This window comes from Legionella sp. D16C41 (assembly GCF_048541585.1).
Taxonomy (GTDB): Bacteria; Pseudomonadota; Gammaproteobacteria; order Legionellales; family Legionellaceae; genus Legionella_C.
In genome coordinates, this window is sequence record NZ_CP183303.1 from 3,091,766 (window position 1) to 3,118,030 (window position 26,265).

Sequence of the window (26,265 nt, forward strand, 5' to 3'; positions counted from 1 at the left end):
AATGAAAGATAATTTATTAGAACTATTGATGAATTTTTTTGAAAAAAGCTTATCTAAATTAACGAAAAATCAAGCTAATAATGCTGAAGATGACTCAGCAGATACTGGAAGTGAAGCAGCCCAAAGTTCTGCTTTTGTTGTACGCGCTGCTCGTGATACATCCATGCGTATCTTTACAATTGAAGAGCAAATTAAATTTACTAAAGCAACCTATCAATTTTTAACTCGTATGTTATTGTGGGGTGTAATAGCACCAGAGACATTGGAATTGGTTATTAATCAACTTGTTAATTCAGAATCTCGCTTTGTAACCTTACAAGAGACTAAATGGACTATTCGCAATCTTTTGGCCGAAAATTTAGATGAATCTCAACTTGCTTTCCTTGATCTTGTGCTATACCAAAAGGAAGATAAGTTACCACTACACTAAGTATTTTAGCTTATCTTTAAGTCTTAGATGCATAAATTTAAATTTTTAGTCTATAAGATAAGCAATAGGCTTCGTAAAATTCGTATCATACCTTTCGCTAATGAAAATGCGGTTTTTTTTGCAAAATTAATAGCAAAAACTCATATTTTCATTAATAAAAGGTACCTTAAGATACATAAGGATTTAAGCTCTGCTGTGTGCCAATGGCCATTTTAAAGCGATATGAGAGAAAGTTAATTTTATTCATAAATAGCACCAGCACTCTTTAAGAATTATTAAAAGGTTAACTATATGAGCAAACATTTGGTAATCGTTGAATCACCTGCCAAAGCTAAGACGATTCAAAAATATCTAGGAAGGGATTATGAGGTATTAGCTTCATATGGTCACGTTCGCGATTTAGCACCTCGCAAAGGCTCTGTAGATCCCGATAAAAATTTTACTATGTCTTATACGCCAGTTGAAAAAAATATCAGACATATCGATTCTATTGCTAAAATACTTAAAAATTCGCAATCTTTGCTACTTGCAACTGACCCTGATCGCGAAGGCGAAGCCATTTCATGGCATATTTTTGAGCTTATGCGTGAACGCAATCTTTTAAAGAATAAAGAAGTTCATCGTATTTTTTTTAATGAAATTACTAAGTCTGCCATTCAAGAAGCAATTAATAATCCACGTCATATTTCAATGGATTTAGTCAATGCTCAGCAGGCAAGGCGGGCACTAGATTATTTAGTAGGCTTTAATCTCTCCCCCTTATTATGGAAAAAAATACGACGTGGCTTATCAGCGGGTCGAGTACAAAGCCCTGCACTTCGATTAATTGTTGAGCGTGAAGAAGAAATTGAACGTTTTACGGCGCAAGAATATTGGAAAATACTGGCTAAGTGTCTATGTAAAAATACCAATTTCATTGCGAAACTTACGCATTATGACCGAGAAAAGCTACAGCAATTTACAATTCAAGGCCAAGAACAAGCACACCAAATTCGTGATAAACTTTTACAATTAGCCCAAGGCGAGCTAGTAGTCACGAATGTTGAGAAAAAACAGCGCAAACGAAAACCAGCTTCACCTTTTATTACCTCCACGTTGCAGCAAGAGGCAGCACGCAAGCTAGGGTTTACAGCACGTAAAACGATGATGGTAGCCCAGCAGCTTTATGAAGGTATTGATATTGGGACGGGTACTGTTGGCTTAATTAGTTATATGCGTACTGATTCTGTTAATTTATCACAAGAAGCTATTGGAGAAATCCGAGAATTTATAGCAAATCGTTATGGTAAAGATAATTGTCCTGCAAGTCCGCGTATTTATAAAACTAAGTCTAAAAATGCACAAGAAGCACATGAAGCTATTCGCCCAACGTCTATTTTACGTACTCCAGAATCAGTAGAGCAATCATTAACGCCTGATCAATATAAACTATATAATTTAATTTGGCGCCGTAGTGTCGCTTGCCAAATGGAAGACGCCCTAATTGATACGGTAGCAGTTGATTTAGCCTGTGGCGAGGGAAATATATTTCGCGCTAACGGTTCATCTATTGCGTTTCCCGGTTTCCTTGCTGTCTATGAGGAAAGCTTAGATGATACTAAAGATGACGAACAGCAACCAATTATCTTACCCAATTTACAAGTAGGTGAAAAAGTCGCTCTGCAAGATATTACCGCTAATCAACATTTTACTGAGCCTCCACCTCGCTATTCTGAGGCAACGTTAGTTAAAGCATTAGAAGAATATGATATTGGTAGGCCATCAACCTACGCCACAATTATTCATACCTTGCAGCAAAGAGAATATGTAATAGTTGATAAAAAACGCTTTGTTCCTACTGACGTTGGTCGTATCGTTAATCGTTTCCTGACAGGTCATTTTACACGTTATGTTGATTACCAATTTACAGCCCAGTTGGAAGATACGTTAGATGCTATTTCTCGCGGGGAAAAAGAATGGATTCCAGTGTTAAAGGACTTCTGGCAGCCTTTTATTCAGCAGATTCATGTTATTGATGAAAATATACAACGCAAGGATGTGACTACTGAAACACTTGAAGAAGCTTGTCCGCAATGCGGTAAACCGCTATCTATTCGCCTTGGTAAGCGTGGACGCTTTATTGGCTGTACAGGTTTCCCGGAATGTGATTACACTCAACCACTTAATAATGAAAGCGAAAAAAATGAGCCTGTTGTAGTTGAGGGACGAGTATGCCCTGAATGCTCAAACCCACTGCATATTAAATCAGGCCGTTATGGACGTTTTATTGGATGTAGCAATTATCCTGATTGCAAACACATAGAACCTATAGAAAGGCCAACTGATACCGGCGTTGAATGTCCACAATGTCACTCTGCAAAAATTCTGCAGCGTAAATCGCGTAAAGGAAAAATCTTTTTCTCATGTGGCGCTTATCCTAAGTGCAATTATGCGCTTTGGAATGAACCAATCGATAAAGCTTGCCCACAGTGTCATTGGCCTCTACTTACTGTTAAAGAAACTAAACGCAGTGGACGGCAAGTTATTTGTCCTAAAGAAGGATGTGGTTATATGGTGGAGGCAGATGAATCCTAATAAACCAATTTATAATATGAGGTAAATAAATTTAAATTTATTAGTTGGTATTAAATAGCTCGATTAGCATTGATTTTAACTACATGACCACTTTGAAATAAGACTTCATAGATAAAATCATTTGGTGATGGCTGATAGGTCCAGACTTCATAAATATCTGAAGCAATGCCATAAGGAACATTAAATTGATTGATTAAAAGATTTGGATCTTGATAAACATCTTTTGCTAAAGGCTCGCCACATTTTCTTAGCACTAAAAATTTACTATCGCCTTCATAAACTAATGAGGTACCGCAACGTAGCGCATAACTATAATTATAACTTAAAAGTAATATAGCTAGTGTTATAAGAAATTTAAGAAAAGACATAATCACCAGAATTAAGGGAGTTTAATTTCATTATAGGTTAATCCCAATCTATTAACTTCTTGTTTGGTAAATTAAATTTGTCGTTTCCGAGTACAGACAGGAAAAATAAAGTTACTCTTAAGTTGATACCATTAGAAGAGCTATACTATTTCAATTGCTGTTTATATAGTACTTCTAAAAATGGTTGTTTTACTTTAAGTAAATGTAAAATAGCTTCTGTTGCTAAAATCTCTTGCTTAAAATTTTTTTGAATTACATATAAGTACCAAAGAAGCCAGCTTTGCCAGATTAAAACCCAATACCGCGCAGGAATCGGTGGAATAAAACTATTAACTTGACGATAACCGTGTAATACAGCAGTAAATAAATGCTCTAAGAAATAACCTCGAGTCAACCCTGCACAATTACAAGCTAGCCCAACTAATTCGATACCCGGATGGATTAAGCCTGCACTCTCCCAATCTAGAATATTTACCTTATCCGGGGTTTGCCAAATAAGATTTGAACCATGGATATCCCGATGACTCACCAACCAAGAATCGGTCGGTAATATGTCATTACACTCATAAATAATCGCTTTTAGCCATGGTGGGCAATTAAATTCTGATGGCCAATTTATTGCCGGAAATGGCATAGCATCCATGCAATTAATATTTAGCAAATGAATATGCGCTAATAATTCGCCTAAGAGTTGTGCTTGATTGATAGTTACGGTTGCAGTAGTTTTTCCGGCACAAAAAGGTCTGACAACACCATAGCCTTCTTTAAGTTTTAAAACGGGCGAACCATTTTCATGACATAGCGCTTTATAAGTCAAGCCTAATCGCTCATCTATTAAATTAGCTATTTTTTCGGAGTTTAAAATTTGCTGATAAGTAATTTCACCTAACCAGGTCTTATTTGTAAATTTTTTACATACCCATTTACTTGAGTCAATCAGTTCAATTAAATCAAGGTAATGCTGCATTCCACCTTGTAAAGAAGTAATAGAGGCAATAGGTTTTCTTAATAAACTATAAGCCCAGTGTTCACTGTTCATTAGTTAATTGCTCAATATAGCGACGGCAAGTTAAAGGTCTTTGCAAGAAATTAATAAAATGCTTTGTGCCACCTGTACCAATAATAGTTAGTGCGCCATAACGAAAAATACTACCTAATAAAGTTTGGCGAATATCCATACTTTCAATTTTGGTTAAAGGAATATCTACTGTTTGTCTTACTAAAACGCCTGTTCGAAGGATAACTTGCTTCTTTTTAATAACCAATGAAGAGAAGTGATAATGAACCCAAGTAATAAATAGCCAAATAACACCAATAATTACCAATACTAAGGCCACTTCTTTAAGCTGTACTACCTGTATGCCTAAAAATAAACCAAACCCTGTCAAAACCAGGGGCCAAAAAAATAAAAGCCAATGAAGCTTTGCTATATATACGACGTTCTCGTCCGTCAGGTCCGCCATTATTAATCTCATTCATTAACAATTTAGAGTATAATAATTTAGATGTTTTAAATTTACTACTAAATATCTAGACTTTCATTTGTTTTATAAACTTAAAGTAATTTGCATTTCCTTAATGCAAGAATATGCTAATATTTAATTTATTTAAATAATTCTTATCTACTTAACTGTAAAGTATGTATGCGTCCTATTAATCGTTGCCTGAATAAACAATTAACTGATTTGTGTCAACAAGTCATGCAGCTAGATAAGCTTAATGCTTTATTAGGCCCTCTTCTACCTGCCCATTTACAAGCACATTGTAAAGTAGGCAGTTTTAATAAGGGCTCTTTACTGCTTACTCTTGACGATCCTACCTGGGCAACAGAACTTCGCTATTATTTGCCGACTTTAAGAGATAAATTAAGAAAAGAAGCAGGCCTATACCAATTAGTTAATATTAAAATACAATTTATTACTACTGATAATATAGAAGAAATAAAAAAGTCACTAAGCCAGCAGCCTCTCTCTGAGAAAGCGCGTAATCTTATTCGTGAGACAGGCGATTTATGTAGTTATAATCCACTAAAAAAAGCACTGCATCAGTTAGCTGAATGACATGCTATCGCTTTCCATTCAATTTTTTTAAACGTCTCAGTGGTTATAAAGACAATACGCTAACTAAGTAATAGATTAAGGTCTTTTAAAACTTGGGAAAGGTGAGATTTGAGTACTATTTGCTATAAAATAACTTCTAGTTGCGCGCAGTCAGTGTATCCTACATGCATGTTTAATCTGCTATTTAATTCAAAACGAGCCCAATAATACTTTCGATAAGAGGGTGATCCCTTATATAAAATTGGTAATGAACAGTAAGCTAGTTTATTAACTTACTGTTATATTGCTATGCTTCAAGCGCAATCGTGGTAAACCCGAAAGAAGGTTGATAAGTTTCTGCATCAAAATAAGTATATTCCCATGCATCTTGACGAACCATTAACTCGCGTAATAAACGATTATTCAATTCATGACCTGATCTATAACCTTCAAATGCTCCAATCAAACCACTACCTAGAAGATACAAATCGCCGATAGCATCTAATACTTTATGAGCAACAAATTCACTCTCAAATCGTAAGCCATCTTCATTTAAGATTCGGTATTTATCAACAACAATAGCGTTATCTAAACTACCACCTTTTGCTAAATCGCACTCACGTAATTTTTCATAATCTGACAAAAAACCAAAAGTTCTAGCGCGGCAAACTTCTTTTACGTAGGAAGTTGTTGAGAAATCAAAATTAGCCATCTGTGGTTTGTCGTTAAATACAGGATGATTAAAGTCGATAGTAAAGGAAATTTTATAGCCATTATAAGGAAGAAATTGAACATATTTGTCCTTTTCTTCAATACGGATAGGCTTTAAGATACGAATGAAACGTTTGGCAGCACTTTGTTCACGAATCCCGGCTGCTTGCAACAAAAATACGAATGGCGCAGCACTTCCATCCATTATAGGAATTTCAGGCCCATTAACGTCAATATAAGCATTATCAATACCCAAACCAGCTAGCGCTGAAAGCAAATGCTCTACTGTAGCTACTTTAGCATTATTATAATGTAGTGATGTGCAAAGCATAGTATCACTAACATTTTCATAACAGGCTGGAATTTCAACAACTGGATCTAAATCAACACGTCTAAAAACAATACCGGTATTAATAGGAGCAGGTCTTATTTTAAGCTCGGCAGTATCACCTGAATGTAAACCAATGCCTGTCAGTTGAACCATTTTCTTAGGAGTTCTTTGTTTCATCATTCGGTGATCACCTTATTGATAACCTATTTTAGGCAACAGACAGTTTCAGCATAGCAAATAATTATAAACTCGTCTAGAAAACGCCTTTCAGACTATTATTAGCTAATAAGAGAATAATTCACCTAAAATAGCATTTATTTTTATTATATAAATTAATTATTTATCTTAATTAGATGCTATTTTAGCTCAATTTCTCCCTTTTTGCTTGCTTAAAATTTAAAGACGTTTTTTAGCACATGTCATCAAAGAACATTTTGTCTTTTAATTGAACTAAATGATGACATGCTTCTTAATTTTAAGTAGAGCTTATACTGTAACTTTAATCAATTCTTTCTTCCTGACGACGTAAAAAAGCAGGAATATCTAAATAATCTACGTCAGGGACCGCAGGCTCAGCAGGTTTTTTAGTAGCCGTATTAGGTGGCGTTGCTGCCTGTTTACGCATAACAGCAGGCCTATCTAGTTGTTGATAGTCAAGCGAACCATCTATTCGAGTAGATTCTGTAATTCTTAATTTAGAATTACTTGTTTGTACTCCCCGGTTACGCTCATTTCCACCTAACCCTGTCACAATAACTGTAACACGCATTTCATCAGTCATATCTGGATCAATGACAGTACCTACTACAACTGTAGCGTCATCTGAAATAAATTCTTTAACTACATCACCAACTTCTTCAAATTCGCCAATAGACATATTTAAGCCAGCAGTAATATTAACTAATATACCTTTAGCACCAGAAAAATTAACATCTTCTAGTAATGGTGAAGCAATAGCTGCTTCAGCTGCTTGTCTAGCTCGCTGCTCGCCTGTTGCACTACCCGTACCCATCATTGCCATGCCCATTTCAGACATTACTGTTCGTACGTCAGCGAAATCCACATTAATCAAACCAGGTCTGGTAATTAAATCAGCGATACCTTTAACAGCACCAAGAAGTACGTTATTAGCAGCTTTAAATGCATTTAAAAGAGAAATATTTTTACCTAAGACACTTAATAATTTATTATTTGGAATAGTAATTAAGGAATCAACATGCTCTGCTAAACGACGAATACCATCTTCTGCAGCAAGCGCCCGCTGCTTTCCTTCAAAAGAAAATGGTTTAGTAACTACTGCTACGGTTAAGATGTTGAGCTCTTTGGCTATTTCTGCAAATACAGGAGCGGCTCCCGTCCCTGTACCACCGCCCATTCCAGCGGTAATAAATACCATATCGGCGCCTTCAAGGACTTCGCGAATTCTCTCTCTGTCTTCTTCTGCAGCCTCACGACCAATTTTAGGATTAGCACCAGCGCCTAAGCCTTTAGTTAATTCCTCACCTAATTGAATATGGATTTTTGCACTTGAATTTTTTAATGCTTGTGCATCAGTATTAGCACAGATAAATTCAACTCCATCAATATTTTCACTTACCATATGCTCAAGTGCGTTACCACCACCGCCACCAACACCTACTACCTTTATAATGGCACTGTTTTCCTGGCATTGTGTCAATTCAAACATTACTGCCTCTCCTCTAAATTCTGTCTATTAGCCTTATTTCTCTAACTAATGTGAGTTTTCTACAAAATAGGCTAATTTTTATTATTTAATGAGCCTACTTAATTTAAATCCTATATAAATGCGCTACATTTTTTAGGATAGTGCGATTTAACCATTTCGCACCCACTTAATTAGTTAAAAATTCCCTTGAAACCACTCGCGCATTCGCGACCAAACACTTTTACTTGTATCATTTAAGGTTGGAACACTATACGTACCTTCATATTGTTGCTTATAACTATGTAGTAACAGGCCTACACCAGTTGCTAAGGCAGGATCAGTAGTTGCTTCAGCTAAACCTGATACATAATGTGCGCAGCCATGACGAACAGGCATTTCAAAACACATCTCAGCTAGCTCCATACCACCTTGTACGTTTGCCCCACCACCTGTTATCACCATACCCGCAGCGAGCCTATCTGCAAAACCACTACGATTTAATTCATTTCTTACTAAGTAAAATAATTCTTCATAGCGTGCAGCTACAACTTCAGCTAGTGTTTTAGCTGATATTTTGCGTCCTGGGCGCTCATTAACACTCATAAACTCAATCATTTCATTATTATTAGCTAACTCAGGCATAGCACAAGCATGTCTTACTTTAATAGCTTCGGCAGTTTTAGTCGGTGTGCGCAAAGCCATAGCAATATCATTAGTTACCTGATCGCCTGCAATGGGAATAACAGCCGTATGTTGAATAGCGCCTTCTGCAAAAACGGCAATATCAGTAGTCCCTCCACCAATATCTATTAGGCATACACCAAGCTCTTTCTCATCGTCTGTTAATACAGCATGACTTGAAGCAAGTTGCTCAAGAATAATATCATTTACTTCAAGCCCACAGCGCCTTACACATTTCGCAATATTTTGCGCAGCACTCACAGCGCCCGTAACGATATGAACTCGTGCTTCTAATCGTACACCGGCCATACCAGCTGGCTCTCTTATACTGCCTTGATTATCGATAATAAATTCTTGGGGTAGAATATGTAAAATTTTCTGATCCGCTGGAACAACTACGGCCTTTGCTGCTTCAATGACACGCTCAACATCAGCTGGAGAAACTTCATGATCACGTATAGCAACAATTCCATGCGAATTTAAACTACGTATATGACTACCGGCGATACCAGCATAAACTGTACGTACCTCACAACCAGCCATCAGCTCAGCTTCCTGAACAGCCCGTTGAATAGAGTTAACTGTTGCTTCGATGTCAACAACAACGCCGCGTTTTAACCCGCGGGAGGGATGGCGGCCTATACCGATGATTTCAATAGCGCCATCTTGTGTTACTTCACCTATTAAAGCAACAACTTTTGAGGTACCTATATCCAAGCCGGTGATGATATTTCTTTCTGATTTTTTAGCCATTATCTTCCCGTTATTTTCTCCATTGCACCGCCATACCACGCGGATAACGTAAATCAACGCTTGCCATTTGTTCTGGCTTATCTGATAAAACGCCTGCAAAAACGGCAGGATATGCCTTACAGAATCGGTTTATTCTTGTTTCAAGATCGCGTTTACCCAATCGCAACTGAATACCATTAGAGAGCATAACATCCCAAGCACCATTATCACGCCACTCTAATGCTGTTGCCTGTAAATTATAATTATTTAATATCTTACTCATTTTTTCGTAAACTTGTAAGACTTGTTGATGCTGATTAATAGGTCCTTTCAATTGAGGCAATGACACATTTTTTACTTCTGTTCCCCCATCAAATAACTCACCTTCGGCAGTTAACATTCTATTATTCCAAACTGCAATCGGTTTTTTTTCAATTAATTTAATTTTTAACGTATCGGGCCACACTCTTTCTATTTGGACACTTTTAACCCAGGTTAACGAAGAAAGAGCAGCGTGTAAACGGCTAATAGGTACTGAAAAAAAACTAGCATTATTAAATCCCTCTAAAACGGACTCTAATTGTTTATGCGAAACATGTTCATAGGCCGCTATTATTTTAACTGTATTGATTGGAAAACGTTGGGAGTCTGCAACAAATAAATAAATTAAACGAGCGACAAGGCAAAGTGCACAAAGAACCAAAAAAGTTAGTAGACTTGCATAACGTAATTGACCTTTGTATGCACTCATTTTTGCCTTACCTATTTATTATTATTATTTTTAACATTGGTTTTAAAAAATTAATATAATTCAAGCACCTATTGGTAATTTGTTATTAAATTTTTGCGACAGTTTTGATGTACAATTGCTAAATCAATTAAGCGGTCTAAAAGTGCTGAATAAGTTAATCCACTGGCTTGCCACAATTTAGGATACATACTAATTGATGTGAATCCGGGTAAGGTATTTATCTCATTAAAGTAAATTTTACCGCTTTCTTCATTAACAAAAAAATCAACTCGGGCCATTCCTCTACATTTTAAATAGGTGAAAATATCTGCAGCTATAGACTGTAATTGCTGTAAAATTCCAGCCTCAAGCATTGCTGGTATAATTAATTCCGTTTGATGACTTTCTAAATATTTAGCGGTATAAGAATAAAATCCATCAGCATGGTGGACCTTGATTTCGCCTGCCAAGCTTACTTCTGGCGCACTATTAGGTTTTATATTTTCAAGAACAGCAAGTTCAATTTCTCTCCCTTTGATATATTCTTCAACAAGAATCATTTCATCATAACGAAGTGCGTCTTCAATAGCTAAATTTAACTCCTCTAGATTATTTACTTTATGCGTTCCCACGCTTGAGCCAAGCGAGCATGGCTTAACAAAGAGAGGCCAACCAAAATCATTACTAACTTGCTGACAAAAACGTTGTCTTTCTACATCGCTACTATGCCAAGATAATACTTGATAGCGAGCATGATAAATATTTTTATTAGCAGGTATTAATCGCCTTGCCATATCTTTATCCATACCAATTGCAGACGATAAAACATCACAACCAACATAAGCAATACCAGCCAGTTTTAATAGTCCTTGTAAACAGCCATCTTCATATAAAGGCCCATGTACAACGGGGAATACAACATCAACCTCAATTGCTGGCTGTCCATTTAAAAGGAAATTAGCGATAGGCTTAGATTGCGCTGTTATAACTGGTAAACTGTCTTTAAATGCTACTAGCTCATGATAATTGTTTAAATAAAAACGTCCTTCTTTATCCATTCCAATAGGAATAATATTGTATTTATTAGGATCAAGCTCTGATAATACAGAAGCTGCAGAAATTAAAGATATTTCATGCTCGCCTGACTTACCGCCGTATAAAAGAGCTAAGTTAATAGGTTTAGACATTAGTGATCTCCAATGATATGTACTTCACGGATAAGTTCAATCGAGGTCTGTTGACTAACAGTATCACGAACAAAAGCAATTAATGCTTCAATATCCTTTGCTAAGGCACGGCCTTCTTGATTAATGATGAAATTGGCGTGCTTAGTTGATACAGCTGCGCCACCAAGTTGCTTACCTTTAAGGCCACAAGCCTCAATAAGCTTAGCTGCATACTGGCCAGGAGGATTTCTAAAGACTGAACCGCAATTATATTCACTAGTTGGCTGGGTATCGGCACGATGTGCTAGCAATTCCTTAATACGTTGTAAAGACTTTTCTTTATCGCCCGAGGTTAGCCTGCATGTGGCAGCAATGAACCACTCATCCTGTTCTAAGCCCTCAACATGCCGATAAGCAATAGAGAATTCCTGAGGGTTACGAATACGTCTTACACCTTGACGATTTATAGTTTCTACTTCTATAACTGATTGCCATGTTTCGCTACCAAAACAACCGGCGTTCATTCGTAATGCACCGCCCATAGTGCCTGGGATACCTGCCCAAAACTCGCCTCCAGAAAGATTATTACGGGCACAAAATCTTGCCATCGTGGCACAAGAAACCCCAGCTTCTACCCTGATATAATTTTCACTGCTTAGCTGTATATCCTTCAAACAACCTTGTGTAAGTATTACGGTGCCAGCAAAACCGCCATCTCTAATTAATGAATTGCTACCTAAACCTAGCCATAAAATAGGCTCATGTGGTGATAGCTGCTTTAAAAATAAAGCTAAATCTTCAATACTTACAGGTTTATACAAGTGTTTTGCTATCCCGCCTACACGCCATGTGGTATAGGAAGCTAGTGATTCATCGCAAAGTAATTTGCCCTGATAAGCTATCTGCTGTCCCGAAGCCAGGTTAGTTGTATTCATGCTGTCTCTCGCGAATTTTGCATTAGATTAATTGCTAACTGTCCTACACTTCCTGCACCTTGCATTAAAATAACATCATCTTGCGTAATGATCTCATCTAATGTTTGTAGTAAATTTTGTTCATTTACTAAACGAGCATTAGGGCATTTTAAATTTATTTTTTGGAGCAAGGCATGACTAGTTACTTCTGGAATTGTTGTCTCACCAGCTGAATAAATATCCATTAATAGTAATTGATCAGCAGAACTTAACACATTAATAAATTGTTCAAACAAAGCCTGTGTTCGTGTATAACGATGTGGCTGAAAAACATGCACTAAACGCTTGTTAGGCCAAACTTGGCGAAATGCTTCGACAGTAGATAGAATCTCTTTAGGATGATGACCATAATCATCAATGATAACGGCAACGCCCTTTTCAAATTGCCTCTCGCCAAGTATTTGAAAACGCCGACCCACTCCTTGAAACTTTAATAAGCCTTGCATAATTGCATTATCATCAACACCCACCTCGGTTGCTATAGCAATAGCTGCTAATGCATTTAAAACATTATGTCGGCCTGGCAGTTGAAATTTAATACTCAATGGTTGATGAGGGCTAGGTCTTTGTACAGTAAATTCACTTATTAAGCCCTTTTGTGTCCAATTTAAAGCACGATAATGAGCATCTTCATGAAAACCATAGGTTAAGGTAGGACGCTCAATAGCAGGTAAAATTCGCCTTATTTCTTCATCTTCTAAACAAACAACGGCTAAACCGTAGAAAGGAAGATGGTGTAGAAATTCAATAAATGCATTTCGTAAGTTATCAAAATTATTATTATAAGTACCCATATGATCAGCATCAATATTAGTTACTACTGCCATCATAGGTTTTAAATAAAGAAAAGAAGCGTCACTTTCATCAGCTTCAGCAACTAAATAAGCTGATTTACCAAGCTGGGCATTCGTACCCGAGCTATTTAATTTACCCCCAATAACAAAACTAGGGTCATAACCACCCTCAGCTAATAAGCTGCTTACTAAGCTTGTAGTCGTTGTTTTACCATGCGTTCCAGCAATCGCAATACCATAACGAAAACGCATTAACTCTGCTAACATGACAGCACGCGGAATAACAGGAATAAGCCGTTTATGAGCAGCACTGATTTCTGGATTTGTATCTTCAACTGCTGAAGAACGTACAACAACATCAGCGCCTTCAACATTTTGCTCTTGATGACCGATAAAAACTTGAATACCTAATGATTGTAAATGTGTTACAGCACGATTTTCACTAATGTCAGAACCCGTAATTCGATAACCATCATTATGTAAGACCTCAGCAATACCACACATACCTGCACCGCCGATCCCGACAAAATGAATTTGTTCTACACGCCCCATCCTTGGTGGAAGAAAATATCCTAAGTTTTCCACAACATTCCCCTTTTATGAAGTCGGCGATCGCAATCCCAGAGATTGCCAACGATTCTCATGATCAATACGTAACAATAAAGCAATAACCATGCAATTTACTACCACACTAGCACCGCCATAACTTAACATTGGTAGTGTCAATCCTTTAGTCGGTAGCAACCCTGAATTTACGCCCATATTAATAGCTGCCTGTAAGCCTAGCCAAAAGGTCAAACCATAGGCCGTAAAAGCAGCAAAGCATCGATCTTGACTGTAAGCCGTATAACCAATTAATAAACCTCTAAAAACCAATATACTATATAAGCCTAATACCAGAAGAACTCCGAAAAGGCCTAGTTCTTCAGCTAAAACTGCAAAAAGAAAATCAGTATGCGCCTCAGGCAAATAAAACAATTTTTGTACACTATCGCCTAATCCTACACCAAGCCAGCCCCCTCGTCCAAAAGCAATTAAAGATTGAGTCAGCTGATACCCACTATTAAATTGATCTGCCCAAGGATTTAAAAACGCGGTTAAACGAGCAACACGATAAGGTGAAGAAATAGCAAGTATAGCTAAACTACAGATTACAACTATGAGTAGGCCTATATAATAACGCAATTTTACACCTGCTAAAAATAACATAGCCATGACTGTTCCAGCAATAACCACAGTTGCGCCGAAATCAGGTTCAAGTAATAGTAAAACAGCAACTAAACTTAAAATAATCATAGGTTTAATAAAACAAAAAATGGATTTTTCAATAGTTTTTTGTTGGCGAACTAAATAACCGGCAACATAAAAAATCATAATTAACTTTGTTAATTCTGAAACTTGAATACCAATAGGGCCAAGCGATAACCATCTTCGACTTCCATTTACTGTATGTCCTACTCCAGGAATTAAGACAGCCATTAACATAATGAGACAAATAAAAAGCAATGGCATGCTGCTTTTTTCCCAAAGGCTACTGTCTACACGCATTACTATTAAAGCAAGAAAAAAGCCAACAAACAGAAAAACAAATTGGCGAACTAAGAAATGAAAAGGATTATGATAATATTTCGTTGAAATCATAACCGAACTTGATGATACCATCATAAGCCCAATAATAATTAAGCCAAGCACCGCGCTCATTAACCATTTATCATATAGGGCTAATGGCTTATGTGTAGGTTTGCCTCGCTGAGTGTAATGACGTGGCTGCATAGTCATAATTCACCTACAAGATTCATAAACACTTCACCGCGGTGGTTAAAATCACGAAACATATCTTGGCTCGCACAAGCAGGCGATAATAAAACGATATCACCAGGGCAGGCTTGTAAAGCAGCAATATTAATAGCTTGCTCAAAGCTTGTAGCATGTAGAGAGGGAACAGTCCCTTCGATTGCTTTTTCAATTTTGAAGGCATCTGCTCCTATAAGCACAACTGCACGAACAAATTTCACTAAAGCTGTTCTTAATTCGCTAAAGTCAGCACCTTTGCCTAATCCACCTGCAATTAAGACTATTTTTCCTTGTGTTGCCCCACCAAGCCCGAAAATAGCAGATATAGTAGCGCCAATATTCGTACCTTTTGAATCATTAATCCAATCAACTCCATTTAACGTTCTAACCCATTGGCAACGATGTGAAAGGCCAGGGAAAGTTTTTAAAACCGGAATCATTGTCGCTATACTGATACCAGCTGCAAAAGATAAAGCACAAGCAGCTAGAACATTTTGCCAATTATGCTTACCTTTTAAATGTAATAAGTTGGTTGCCAGAAAAGGCTCATTGCCTCGTGCTAAAAAATAAGTATTATCTTTATAAATTATTCCCCAATTATCTGGTGTAGGGTTATCTAAACCATAGCTAATTAACCGATCACTTTCTATAAATTGGGTAGGATAAGTTTGATCGTCATCGCGGTTATAAATAATCAATTGGGTGTTTAAGTATATCCGCTGCTTAGCAATACAATAAGCTATAAGACTATGATGCCTATCTAGATGATCAGGGGATATATTTAAGATTGTTGCAGCTAAAGGCGCCAGCGAAAATGTTAAATCAAGTTGAAAGCTGGATAATTCTAATACCCATAAGTCGTATGTTTCACCATTATCGATTAAATCGAGAACCGGCAAACCAATATTGCCGGCTACGGCAACTTTTAGTCCAGCTGCTTTAGCAATTTCACCAACTAACGTGGTTACCGTTGATTTACCATTTGTTCCTGTGATAGCAATAACAGGTGCATTAACCTCACGTGCAAAACATTCGATATCACCAATAATAGGAATACCTAAACGACGTGCCTCTATAAATACTGGAATATCAAGCGCCACGCCGGGACTGGCAATAATTTCTTTTATTTGTGGATAGAGACTCGCAGGTAAATTATCTAAAAAAATATCAATACCAGGAAAATCTTGCTTAAATTCAGCAAGGTTACTTATTTCTTTTCTGGTATCATAAAAGACAAAAGGTAAGTTACGGCGCTGCAAATAGCTCGCGATAGAGTGACCAGTTTTACCTAGGCCTGCAACTAAATAGATGGATTGACTCATTCTTCACCTAACGTAATTTTAAAGTTGCTAAACCACATAAGACAAAAACAACAGTCATAATCCAAAAACGTACAATAACTTTAGGCTCTGTCCACCCTTTAAGCTCAAAATGATGATGCAGCGGAGCCATTCGAAATAATCTTTTACCACCTGTATATTTAAAATAGCCAACCTGAAGAATTACAGACAAGGTTTCAATAACAAATAGCCCTCCCATAATCAACAGAACTAACTCCTGTCTAACCATAACAGCAATAATACCTAAAGCAGCACCTAGAGCAAGCGACCCAACATCCCCCATAAAAATTTGGGCAGGATACGTATTATACCAAAGGAAGCCTAAGCCTGCGCCCACAATTGCAGAACAAAAAATGGTAAGCTCGCCCATATTCGCTAAGTAAGGGATACCCAGATAATGAGCATAAAGCATATTGCTACTGGCATAAGCAAATACGCCTAAGGCGCCTGCAACCATTACAATGGGTACAATAGCTAAGCCATCTAAACCATCTGTCAAATTAACGGCATTACTACTTCCGACAATGACAAAATAAGCTAAAATTGGGAAGAAAGCCCCTAGTTGGACTAGCCAATTTTTAAAGAAAGGAATACTAAGTTCGGCTTGTAAAGGCACGCTAGAACTAAAGTAAAGTATTAAAATAGCGATTATTGCAATAATAGACTGCCATAAATATTTCCATCGACCTGACAATCCTTTACTATTCTTACGAACTACTTTGCGATAATCATCGATCCAACCAATAATACCAAACCCAAGTGTTGTTAATAACACTATCCAAAGGGCAGGCTCAGTTAAATCGCCCCAAAGCAAACAGCTAACCGTAATAGCAACTAAGATGAGAACTCCACCCATGGTTGGTGTACCAGCCTTAGTCAAATGAGTTTTGGGGCCATCATCTCGAACCACTTGGCCAAGCTGTAAATTTCTAAGCCATTTAATCATTAAAGGACCACAAAAGAGGCCTACTAAGAGGGCAGTTAAAGCAGCTAAAATGGACCGAAAAGTTAAATATTGAAATACACGAAACGCATGATACTGTCCTTGTATTAACTGCGTTAACCAATAAAGCATATCTTTTCCTCTTGCATAAATTTAAATTATCTAGGGCGAGTCCTAGTTAGATTAAACAAATAGCTCGTACAAAAATTGGCAAGCATATCACATGCCTAAAGCATTAACCCACTAGTTCATGCACAATTTTTTCCATACCGGCTGAGCGAGATCCTTTTACTAGCACGGTTGTATTTTTATCAAGCCACGGCAATAAATCTTTTGTTAGTTCTTCTTTCGTCGTATAGTGACGGGCACTTTCACCAAATGCTTTACTGGAAAAAACACTATGTTTACCACAAGTCATTAATAAATCTATTCCCTTACGTTGTGCTGTATAACCAATTTCTTCGTGATGTTGTTGTGTCCAAGCACCTAATTCCCCTAAATCACCTAAAACTAAAATACGGCGACCTTGGCGCTTAGCTAATACCTCAAGAGCTATGAGAACAGAGCGTAAATTAGCATTATAAGTATCATCAATTACTAAAGATTCATTCTTTCCTTGTAAATAAGTTAGCCGTCCAGCTACACCTTGAAAACGTTGTAAGCCTATAACGATCTCTTCTAAGGAGATACCTGCTGCAAGGCAGCAGGCTGCCGCTGCTAAAGCATTACGTACCATATGTTCACCAGGAACTTGCAAGCTAATTGCTTGCTCACCTTGCTTAGTGACTAACTTAAAAGAAGCAAGACCTGCGTCGTTAAGAGATAAGTCTTTTGCATAAACATCTGCGTGTTTTACTAGTGAAAAACGAATAACCTGCTTATTAGCTAATAAATCATCCCAAAAATGAGCATAATCATCATCGTCATTAACGATAGCTATTCCTTCTGAATCAAGGCCTGCGTAAATCTCGCCTTTTGCTCGAGCAACACCGTCAATTGAACCAAAACCTTCAATATGCGCTGGCGCAACATTATTAATTAAGGTCACATGTGGTTGTACTATTTCTACAGTATGTTCAATTTCACCTTGGTGATTAGCACCTAATTCAAATACAGCATATCGATGTTTCGACGTTAGCTGTAAAACACTTAACGGCACACCTATATGATTATTTAAATTACCTGGCGTTGCATGAGAAGGTTTTGGTAAAATGGAGGCAATCATTTCTTTAACAGAAGTTTTACCGTTACTACCGGTTAAAGCGATTATAGGGCAATGAATTGTTTTTCGATGCCATTTAGCCATATCGGTCATTGCTTGTAACGTATCGTTGACTACAAATTGTGGAATAGTAATTCCTTCAACTTGTCTCTCACACAAAACCGCAACAGCACCCTTATTCTGTGCTTCATTAATAAAATGATGACCATCAAATTTTTCACCACGTAAAGCAATAAATAAATGGCCTGGTAAAATTTTTCGACTATCAATAGAAATGCCTGTAACAAAAAGAGGCATATTATATTCGCAGCCTAAGTGTTGAATTAGAGTTGTAATATTCATAACATTAATTAGGGAAAGCAATTAAAAAAAGTGTAGTAATTATTAACCTTACACACCAACATTGGTAAAATGCAATATAAATTATTAAGGAAAGGCAAATACTACCTTAGATCGTCTTTCCTTTTAACAGTCATGTAGTAATTTAAGCGTTTTCGTGCTCTTTTAATCCTTTTAAATTAGAAATGTCGGTGATATTTAATAATCGATAATAATTTAATAAGCTTTCATCAGTTAATGGTTTTTTCTTCTCATCGAGTAAAAGTGTATCTAGTTCATCACTGAGTTGTTTTGCTGTATCAAGCATAATGGCAAATCGCTCTTTATCAATGGTAGGATTACCAGAAGAATGCATAAATAAGCATAGGCCTCTGACTGAAAAGCCGCCTATATTTTGTAAATCAAAAACACCTGTTGACGTTGCTGCTGCAAGGCTGCATAAAATTGGACCTTGTCCATTGGAAAATTGATGACGATGAAATAAATGTCCTTCACCAAATCGCAGACCTGCTGCTAGAACTGTTTGGAGTAGTTCATAGCCTGCAAGTAAGCGATTTTCTTTCGCAAGTAGAAACATCATAACTGATGGGCCTGGCTCATTAGAGGAATCGCTAGAAACGGAGTCATCGTTGGTAAGATCATCAGCTAGAATGGGTTTTTTATCGGAGGGTTCATTTGCGCTAATCTTTACACTAGCTAAAGTTTCCTCTTCCTCGTCTTCTAATAAGCTCTTGGTAACCTTACGTACAGCAATAATATCATCAAAGGATTTATTTTCGATTTTACCTAGTGGCGGCTGATATGTTGATAAATGATTTGTCTGCCGTTTAGCCTTCATCAAACGTCCTATTGCAATAACAACGCCAATAAGTAATATTACATTGAGTACTAGACTCCAGTTTGCTTGCATATTGACTCCTATTAACTTCCACTACATCAGACTTAGAACCTGTCTCTAGAGCCTACTATAGTGGCCGAAAATGTTAGTTTTTGTGGTCTGTTGCTCACATACTTCTATGCTGCGCTACGGTCCTTAAAATCAACTCCTTTCGTCTCACTCTCATGACTCTAAAGATAGGTTCTTATTCTCTAGTTCTAATGCAGAGAAAAATTTCTTATTATTTCGCCTCAGATATTGCTAAAGCCTGCCCTACGTCAACTGCAACAATGCGAGATACACCTGGCTCTCTCATTGTTACCCCAATTAAATGCTCTGCCAATTCCATAGTTAACTTGTTATGTGTTATAAATAAAAACTGTACTATTTTCGACATTTCTTTTACTAAAGCACAAAAACGTCCGACATTAACATCATCTAAAGGTGCATCAACTTCATCTAACATACAAAATGGTGAAGGGTTTAGTTGAAAAATAGCAAAGATCAATGCTACTGCTGTCATTGCTTTTTCCCCTCCTGATAACAAGTAAATCGTATTATTACGCTTACCTGGCGGCTTAGCTGTAATTAAAACGCCCGCCTCTAACCAATTATTACCAGTTAATTCTAAGCTAGCTTCCCCTCCGCCAAAAAGACGTGGAAAAAGGGATTGAAATGTGACATTCACTTCATTAAAAGTTTGTTGAAAACGAGATCGCGTTTCTTTATCTAATTTTTCAATTGCTGCTTCAAGCATCGTTAAAGCATTTTCTAAATCATTATATTGTTCATCTAAATAATTTTTTCTTTGCGCCTCACTAGTATATTCTTCAATTGCTGCAAGATTAATAGCGCCTAGTCGATTTATCTTCTCAATAACTGCCGTTATTTGTTGTTCACGCGCCATAATTGTTGTTTCAGGCGGTAAATTTTTAAGAAGAGTGGGCGCTTGAAAGCCTTGCTCTTTTAATCTATCTAATAGATTACCGATTTGCGCTCGAAATGTCTGCAATTCTAACTGCAGTTGTTGCATTTTTTCTTGTAAATTTTTAATTTGCTTTTCTTCAGCTTTAATTTTGGCTTCTCGCGCTACAAATTCAACTTTAAAATCATTAAGCTTAGCACGCATTATTTTTAAATTTTTTTCTACTATTTTATAAGATTCTAATTTAGTTGCTAACTCTTCTTCTAAAGAATGATTCGATGTTGTAGAAGTTATTAACTGTGTACTTATTGCTTCTAGCCGTTTATTTAATGAAATTAGCTTATCCTGATTATGTGCTATATTGGCAATAAGTTGCTTTTGGGCAAGATGATTACGTTCATTTTCTATTTCTAATTGATAAACTAACGTTCGTATATCCTCGACTTTTTTTTGTATATCAAGAAAAGTTAATTCAAAGTTTTGTTTCTTCTCACCTAAGTGTTTTTGTTCTTTCTGCAATTGCTGTTTTAAAGGCAACGTGTTCACAACAATTTGCTCAATTTTAAAAGCTTGTTCAGCCAAATCTATTAAGCGTTGTTCCAACTGCTCACCTTCCATCAAAAGCTCTTTTTTCTGCAAAGAGAGTTGATTTTGCTTCAAACATAACTTATCAATCTCAGTATTGGCTACTCGAATTTCATCTTGAGTAATTTCTAATTCACTTTTTGCTAAAATTAGTTCGTTTTCAATAGCTTGTAGATTTAAATAAAATGTATCTCGCTCTTGCTTAAGATTAATTAAATGATTTTCTACCTGCTTAAGCTCACTAGTTAAAGTATTTAATTCTTCTTGCTTTGCTAATAAGCTAAATGAATCTGAAGTAGTTTTGCCAGAAATTCTTACCCAACCTTTAGCAATCCAGCAGCCTTCTTTAGTAATAATTGACTCATCTTGATTCAGCTCATGAAACCAATCGCAAGCTTCCTTAATAGTTGAAGCGGTAAATATTTTATAAAGACTAGGTAGAAAATAAGGTAGTGGCCCGGTTATTTTATCAGCTAAACAAGGATAATTTTTTTGCTTTACAGTATTTGCTTGAGTGACAGTGAAGCTTTGAGGTGTATCGATTAATTTTGCTAAATCATTTAAAATTGGTTTAAGTGAATCGACCATAACTGCCTGCAAGATATCTTTTAAAACTATTTCACAGGCATATTGCCATTCTTTAGCAACCGTTATTGTTTCAAAAACTTGCGGTAAATTACTTATAGCCGAGCTAGTATTAAGCTTAACAGCTGTTGCTATCGTTGCTACCACTGCGGCATGAGCTGTCTTTAATTGATGATAATGATCTTGAATTTTATGTAGGTTTGTCTCAGCTTGCACTAAACACTGACGTACTTCACCTAATGAATTAATAAGAGCCTGACAGTCACTTTCTTGTTGATTTTTTTTGCTTTCTAATTGCTTTAAGCTACCTTCGTGCTCAGCTAAATCAATCGTCTCAATAGTATGATTAAGTGAGTATAATAACTCCTTATTTTTCTCCAGACGCAACTGTACACTTTGTTGTTCACCATTGATATGTTCGGTATGTACCTGTTGGATTTGTATCTCTTTTTCTACTTGGGCTAACTTACTTTGCACTTGCTCGATATTTTTTTGTAAGAGCCGTTGTTCTTGTTGTATTGCGTAATAATCTTGCTGTTGTTGCACTAATTGCTTTTTTGCATCTTCTAATTTAGCTACGCTGCTACTTATAGTGTGCTCATAATCTATTAATAAGTGTTTCTCCTGTGTTAATTGATTAGTGAGCTCTTGCTGTTTTATTGAACATTGTTCCTTTTCTACTAACAAGCGTTGTCTTTCATGGTGTTGTTGTTGGACTTGTTCTTCTAAACGCGCAATTACTGTTGTCAATTGATAAAATTGCGCTTGCTCGCTGGCACTCTCATCTTCTGCTTGTTCAATTTGTATTTTTAAGGCAGTATTTTGATTATAAAATTGGGTAAGTTGAGTTTGACATTGTTCATCCTCTGTTGAGAGTTGATTTAATTGAGTTTCAAGTTGCTGAGCTTTATTGTTTAAATCTTGCCATTTAAGAGCTACGACTTCGGCTTTGTAAGTGTTTTCTAATTGCTTTAATTCTTGGTAGCGGCCAGCTGCTTTCGCTTGCCGTTCAAGCCGTTGTAATTGTTTGGTAAGCTCTTCTCTAATATCACTAACGCGAGCTAAATTTTCCCGAGTATGATTAATACGTACAACTGTTTCCCGCCTTCGCTCTTTATACTTAGAAATCCCTGCTGCTTCTTCCAAATAAGCGCGTAACTCTTCAGGTTGTGCTTCAACTATTTTAGAAATTGTTCCCTGGCTGATGATTGAATAACCTCTAGCCCCAGCTCCCGTTCCTAAAAAAAGATCATTAATATCACGGCGTCTACAGCGGGTTCCATTTAAAAAATAAGTAGAATTACCATCTCGAGCCACTAATCGCTTAATAGCAATTTCTTGATAATTACTGTATTGTCCACCAATTCGGCCTAAGGAGTTGTCAAAGATTAATTCAACTGAGGCTTGCCCCACCGCTTTTCGGCTAGTTGAACCATTAAAAATAACATCTATTAATGATTCCCCACGTAAATTTCTTGCTGAACTTTCCCCTAATACCCATTTTACTGCATCAATAATATTTGATTTTCCACAACCGTTAGGCCCAACCACAGCTACTAAATGACTGGGAAAAGGCAGCGTTGTTGGGTCAACAAATGATTTAAATCCTACTAATTTTAATTGTTTTAAATGCATCAGTCTTAAGGTAATAAAATATTATAAAATTGTACCTTAAGGCTATTAGGAGGAGAAGATAAATACTATACCTAATAGGTTTTGAGTTGAAATTATTAAAAATCATTTAAATTTTTATAAGAAAATACTCAATTATCCTTAACTAAAGCCTACTTAATAAACAAGTTCAGACTACACTTAAGATTAAATATTTAAAAATTTTATTAACTAGTATTTATTCAGTACTTTTTATTCATTCATTACTTGTCAACTTACCTTAAAACGCGTGAGAATAGAAGTATCCATTCAGGGGATATGTTTGAACCTTGGTGAAAGGTTTGATTTGAGTGCAATTTGGACTAAAACCATGCTGAAAAAGCGCAGTATAGCCTTCTATATGAGCATTTTGCAGCATTTTTTTAGTTCAAAATGGACTAAATATAGCCCTTCGGTACATAGGATGTAAACACTTACGAATAGAAAGTATTGGTATTGCTTAGGAGATAGGATGACCGACGATACTGAATTAAGCCACCTGATGCAATCAGTTGCTGAAAAAAGTATTCAACTGATAGAAAGCGTTCGTAATCAACCACCACAGCTTCCTTTGTGGATTAATCGCTTTATTGATTTAACTAGTGATTTCCAAGCGCTAATTGCAACTTTATTTAAAAATCCAGAAAAAATCTGGCAATCGCAAATTGCTTATTGGCAAGACGCCATGAGCCTTGCACAAGAACAATTTACTTATTGGCTAGAAGGCAAGCCAATGCCTATTGAAGATAGGCGATTTAGCAGCGATGAATGGGTTAATAATCCTTTTTTTAATTTATTAAGCCAACAATATTTATTAGCAAGCGAACATTTAAATGCGCTACTTGAAAGACTCGACTATGCTGATAAGCAACTTGCTAAGCGTGTTCAATTTTTTAGTCGTCAGTATTTAGATGCTTTATCACCTGCTAATTTTATCCATACCAATCCTCAATTAATGGCGGAAACACTACAAAGTCATGGCAAAAACTTATTACGTGGCTTGCAAAATCTGTTAACTGATATGGAGTCAGGCTCAGCACGTTTAATTATTAAAATGACTGACATGGATGCCTTTAAAATTGGTGAAAATGTTGCAACTACGCCAGGAAGAGTAATTTTTCGTAATGAAATGATAGAGTTAATTCAGTATAAGCCTCAGACTGAAAAAACTCACACTATTCCTTTAATGATGATTCCACCCTGGATTAATAAATACTACATCCTTGATTTAAGCGAACATAATTCTTTGGTTGGCTGGCTTGTTAAACAAGGCATTACCGTGTTTGTCATCTCTTGGGTTAACCCTGATGCTACCTACGCCAATAAAGGAATTTATAGCTATTTAAGTCAAGGGCCTATGACAGCTATTGAAGTCATAAAAGAACAATTACAAGTAAAAAAAGTCAATACATTAGGCTTTTGTATAGGCGGAACGTTGTTAGCTTGCCTACTTGCGTATTATAAAGCACTGAAAAAAAATCCAATACGCAGTGCTACCTTTTTAGCTTCCATGATTGATTTTAGTGATCCAGGTGATATTTCTGTTTTTATTGATGAGCATCAAATTAGACATTTAGAAGAGCAGATGAAATTAAAGGGTTATTTAGATGGCCGCTTTATGGCAAGTACCTTTAATTCATTACGTGCTAATGATTTGGTTTGGTCCTTTTTTATAAAAAATTATTTACAAGGGCAAAATCCTGTCCCCTTTGATATTTTATACTGGAATGCTGACGCAACTAATATGCCCGCAAAGATGCATTCTCAATACTTACGATGGATGTATTTGCATAATAATTTAATTAAACCTGGTAAAATTAAATTAAATCATATTCCGTTAGACGTTACACAAATTGATACGCCAACTTTTTTTATTTCTACACAAAAAGATCATATTGCGCCTTGGAAAACAACCTATATTGGCTTTCAGGCCATGCAAGGTGAAAAACAGTTTCTTTTAGGAGGCTCTGGTCATATTGCTGGTATTATTAATCCACCTAGCGCTAAAAAATATAACTACTATCTAAATCCAAACACTAATCAATCGGCAGATGATTGGCTAGCTGATGCCGTTAAACATTCTGGCTCATGGTGGCCTGTTTGGTTTAAATGGTTAAAAAAGAAATCCGGTCCATTAAAGCCTGCGCCTAAATTTAAAGAGCTGCCATATAAACCTTTAATGCATTCACCAGGTAGCTATGTTTTTCAAACGACCTCACGAACAAGTACTGAAAAGGCTAAGGAGCCTAATAAAAACCAAGAAACCACTTAATTAGAAATACCAAACCAACCACCAGTATCACCGCCTGCCCAGCATCCCGCTGTGCGGCAGGCAGAAATTTTGCTGCTACACAGATTTTTAAAATACGCTTCGGCGCTAATATCGCGATTTTGATAACCTTCTGGCTGACAGATACGATTAGTATAACTGCCTTTTACTCGTATTTGGCCCATAACGGATATTGATGATGATACAGGATAAACTCCAGGTTGATGTGAATAGCAAGCAATATAACATCCTGGTATACCACCATAGCTGTTATCTGTAGGAATTAAGACTTTCTGTGCGCCTGGGTAAGGATGATTTACGATTCCCATATTTGGGATGAAGTAAGCAGGGAAAGGCGAAGGAAGTAAGTTTTGATTAGGATTAAATTGAACTACGGGTGAGCTTTGCAAAGTATCACTAGCTAATACGATTGGCGAGATGAATAAACTACTTAATAAGCTTACTATTAATTTTTTCATAAAATCTTCCTTAATAGTTTATTATTTTTAGTATAGACTTTCTCTATCAGCACCTTTTAAT

21 protein-coding genes are annotated in these 26,265 nt (G+C 36.6%); 4 read left to right on the forward strand and 17 right to left on the reverse strand.

The window, feature by feature from the left end; genetic code table 11:
- The first annotated feature begins 1 nt into the window (after position 1).
- Complete coding sequence (locus ACNVED_RS13435; protein WP_419419497.1) at positions 2–430, forward strand: DUF494 family protein; 429 nt, start codon at positions 2–4, stop codon at positions 428–430.
- Between the two features lie 291 nt (positions 431–721).
- The gene (topA, locus tag ACNVED_RS13440; protein WP_419419498.1) at positions 722–3,004 is read left to right on the forward strand and encodes a type I DNA topoisomerase; all 2,283 of its coding nucleotides are present in this window, start codon (positions 722–724) and stop codon (positions 3,002–3,004) included.
- Between the two features lie 50 nt (positions 3,005–3,054).
- Here topA and ACNVED_RS13445 read toward each other — a convergent pair whose 3' ends face one another.
- The 3 genes from ACNVED_RS13445 to ACNVED_RS13455 form a co-directional block, all read right to left on the reverse strand.
- A complete protein-coding gene (locus ACNVED_RS13445; RefSeq protein ID WP_419419499.1) occupies positions 3,055–3,372 on the reverse strand; it encodes a DUF2845 domain-containing protein in 318 nt (105 codons plus the stop codon).
- A gap of 145 nt (positions 3,373–3,517) precedes the next feature.
- Positions 3,518–4,411, reverse strand: a complete 894-nt coding sequence (locus ACNVED_RS13450) for a phosphotransferase (RefSeq protein WP_419419500.1) — start codon at positions 4,409–4,411, stop codon at positions 3,518–3,520.
- A complete protein-coding gene (locus ACNVED_RS13455) occupies positions 4,401–4,838 on the reverse strand; it encodes a PH domain-containing protein (protein WP_419421201.1) in 438 nt (145 codons plus the stop codon). Before ACNVED_RS13455 ends, ACNVED_RS13450 begins: the two co-directional genes overlap by 11 nt.
- Positions 4,839–5,015: 177 nt before the next feature.
- On the opposite strand from ACNVED_RS13455, the gene ACNVED_RS13460 reads away from it, so the two are divergent.
- Positions 5,016–5,432: a DUF721 domain-containing protein gene (locus tag ACNVED_RS13460; protein WP_419419501.1), complete on the forward strand. Its 417-nt coding sequence runs from the start codon at positions 5,016–5,018 to the stop codon at positions 5,430–5,432.
- 286 nt (positions 5,433–5,718) lie between these two features.
- On the opposite strand, the gene lpxC is transcribed toward ACNVED_RS13460, so the two are convergent.
- From lpxC to smc, 13 genes are all read right to left on the reverse strand, one after another.
- Positions 5,719–6,633, reverse strand: coding sequence for a UDP-3-O-acyl-N-acetylglucosamine deacetylase (lpxC, locus tag ACNVED_RS13465; protein ID WP_419419502.1), 915 nt, complete (start codon positions 6,631–6,633; stop codon positions 5,719–5,721).
- Positions 6,634–6,952: 319 nt separating this feature from the next.
- A complete protein-coding gene (ftsZ, locus tag ACNVED_RS13470; protein ID WP_419419503.1) occupies positions 6,953–8,140 on the reverse strand; it encodes a cell division protein FtsZ in 1,188 nt (395 codons plus the stop codon).
- A gap of 174 nt (positions 8,141–8,314) precedes the next feature.
- The gene (gene ftsA, locus ACNVED_RS13475) at positions 8,315–9,553 is read right to left on the reverse strand and encodes a cell division protein FtsA (protein ID WP_419419504.1); all 1,239 of its coding nucleotides are present in this window, start codon (positions 9,551–9,553) and stop codon (positions 8,315–8,317) included.
- Positions 9,554–9,563: 10 nt separating this feature from the next.
- Positions 9,564–10,283, reverse strand: coding sequence for a cell division protein FtsQ/DivIB (locus ACNVED_RS13480; protein ID WP_419419505.1), 720 nt, complete (start codon positions 10,281–10,283; stop codon positions 9,564–9,566).
- A 68-nt stretch (positions 10,284–10,351) separates the two neighbouring features.
- Positions 10,352–11,449 (reverse strand): D-alanine--D-alanine ligase family protein, encoded by a 1,098-nt coding sequence (locus ACNVED_RS13485; RefSeq protein ID WP_419419506.1) that lies wholly within the window; start codon positions 11,447–11,449, stop codon positions 10,352–10,354.
- Entirely contained in the window at positions 11,449–12,363 is a 915-nt protein-coding gene (gene murB, locus ACNVED_RS13490) for a UDP-N-acetylmuramate dehydrogenase (RefSeq protein ID WP_419419507.1), read from the reverse strand. Before murB ends, ACNVED_RS13485 begins: the two co-directional genes overlap by 1 nt.
- A complete protein-coding gene (murC, locus tag ACNVED_RS13495) occupies positions 12,360–13,748 on the reverse strand; it encodes a UDP-N-acetylmuramate--L-alanine ligase (RefSeq protein WP_419421202.1) in 1,389 nt (462 codons plus the stop codon). The genes murB and murC overlap by 4 nt, the downstream gene beginning before the upstream one ends.
- Before the next feature lie 45 nt (positions 13,749–13,793).
- Complete coding sequence (gene ftsW, locus ACNVED_RS13500) at positions 13,794–14,969, reverse strand: putative lipid II flippase FtsW (protein WP_419421203.1); 1,176 nt, start codon at positions 14,967–14,969, stop codon at positions 13,794–13,796.
- Positions 14,970–14,971: 2 nt separating this feature from the next.
- On the reverse strand, positions 14,972–16,312 hold the full coding sequence (gene murD, locus ACNVED_RS13505) for a UDP-N-acetylmuramoyl-L-alanine--D-glutamate ligase (RefSeq protein WP_419419508.1): 1,341 nt from the start codon (positions 16,310–16,312) through the stop codon (positions 14,972–14,974).
- A gap of 7 nt (positions 16,313–16,319) precedes the next feature.
- Positions 16,320–17,405 (reverse strand): phospho-N-acetylmuramoyl-pentapeptide-transferase, encoded by a 1,086-nt coding sequence (mraY, locus tag ACNVED_RS13510; RefSeq protein WP_419419509.1) that lies wholly within the window; start codon positions 17,403–17,405, stop codon positions 16,320–16,322.
- Positions 17,406–17,508: 103 nt separating this feature from the next.
- On the reverse strand, positions 17,509–18,837 hold the full coding sequence (locus ACNVED_RS13515) for a UDP-N-acetylmuramoyl-tripeptide--D-alanyl-D-alanine ligase (protein WP_419419510.1): 1,329 nt from the start codon (positions 18,835–18,837) through the stop codon (positions 17,509–17,511).
- Between the two features lie 142 nt (positions 18,838–18,979).
- Entirely contained in the window at positions 18,980–19,744 is a 765-nt protein-coding gene (locus ACNVED_RS13520; protein ID WP_419419511.1) for a cell division protein ZipA C-terminal FtsZ-binding domain-containing protein, read from the reverse strand.
- Between the two features lie 208 nt (positions 19,745–19,952).
- A complete protein-coding gene (smc, locus tag ACNVED_RS13525) occupies positions 19,953–23,441 on the reverse strand; it encodes a chromosome segregation protein SMC (RefSeq protein ID WP_419419512.1) in 3,489 nt (1,162 codons plus the stop codon).
- A gap of 487 nt (positions 23,442–23,928) precedes the next feature.
- Between smc and ACNVED_RS13530 the strand changes: the two genes are divergently transcribed.
- A complete protein-coding gene (locus tag ACNVED_RS13530) occupies positions 23,929–25,728 on the forward strand; it encodes a PHA/PHB synthase family protein (RefSeq protein ID WP_419419513.1) in 1,800 nt (599 codons plus the stop codon).
- On the opposite strand, the gene ACNVED_RS13535 is transcribed toward ACNVED_RS13530, so the two are convergent.
- On the reverse strand, positions 25,725–26,204 hold the full coding sequence (locus ACNVED_RS13535) for a hypothetical protein (RefSeq protein WP_419419514.1): 480 nt from the start codon (positions 26,202–26,204) through the stop codon (positions 25,725–25,727). The two genes, ACNVED_RS13530 and ACNVED_RS13535, sit on opposite strands and share 4 nt — an antisense overlap.
- Positions 26,205–26,265 lie beyond the last annotated feature (61 nt).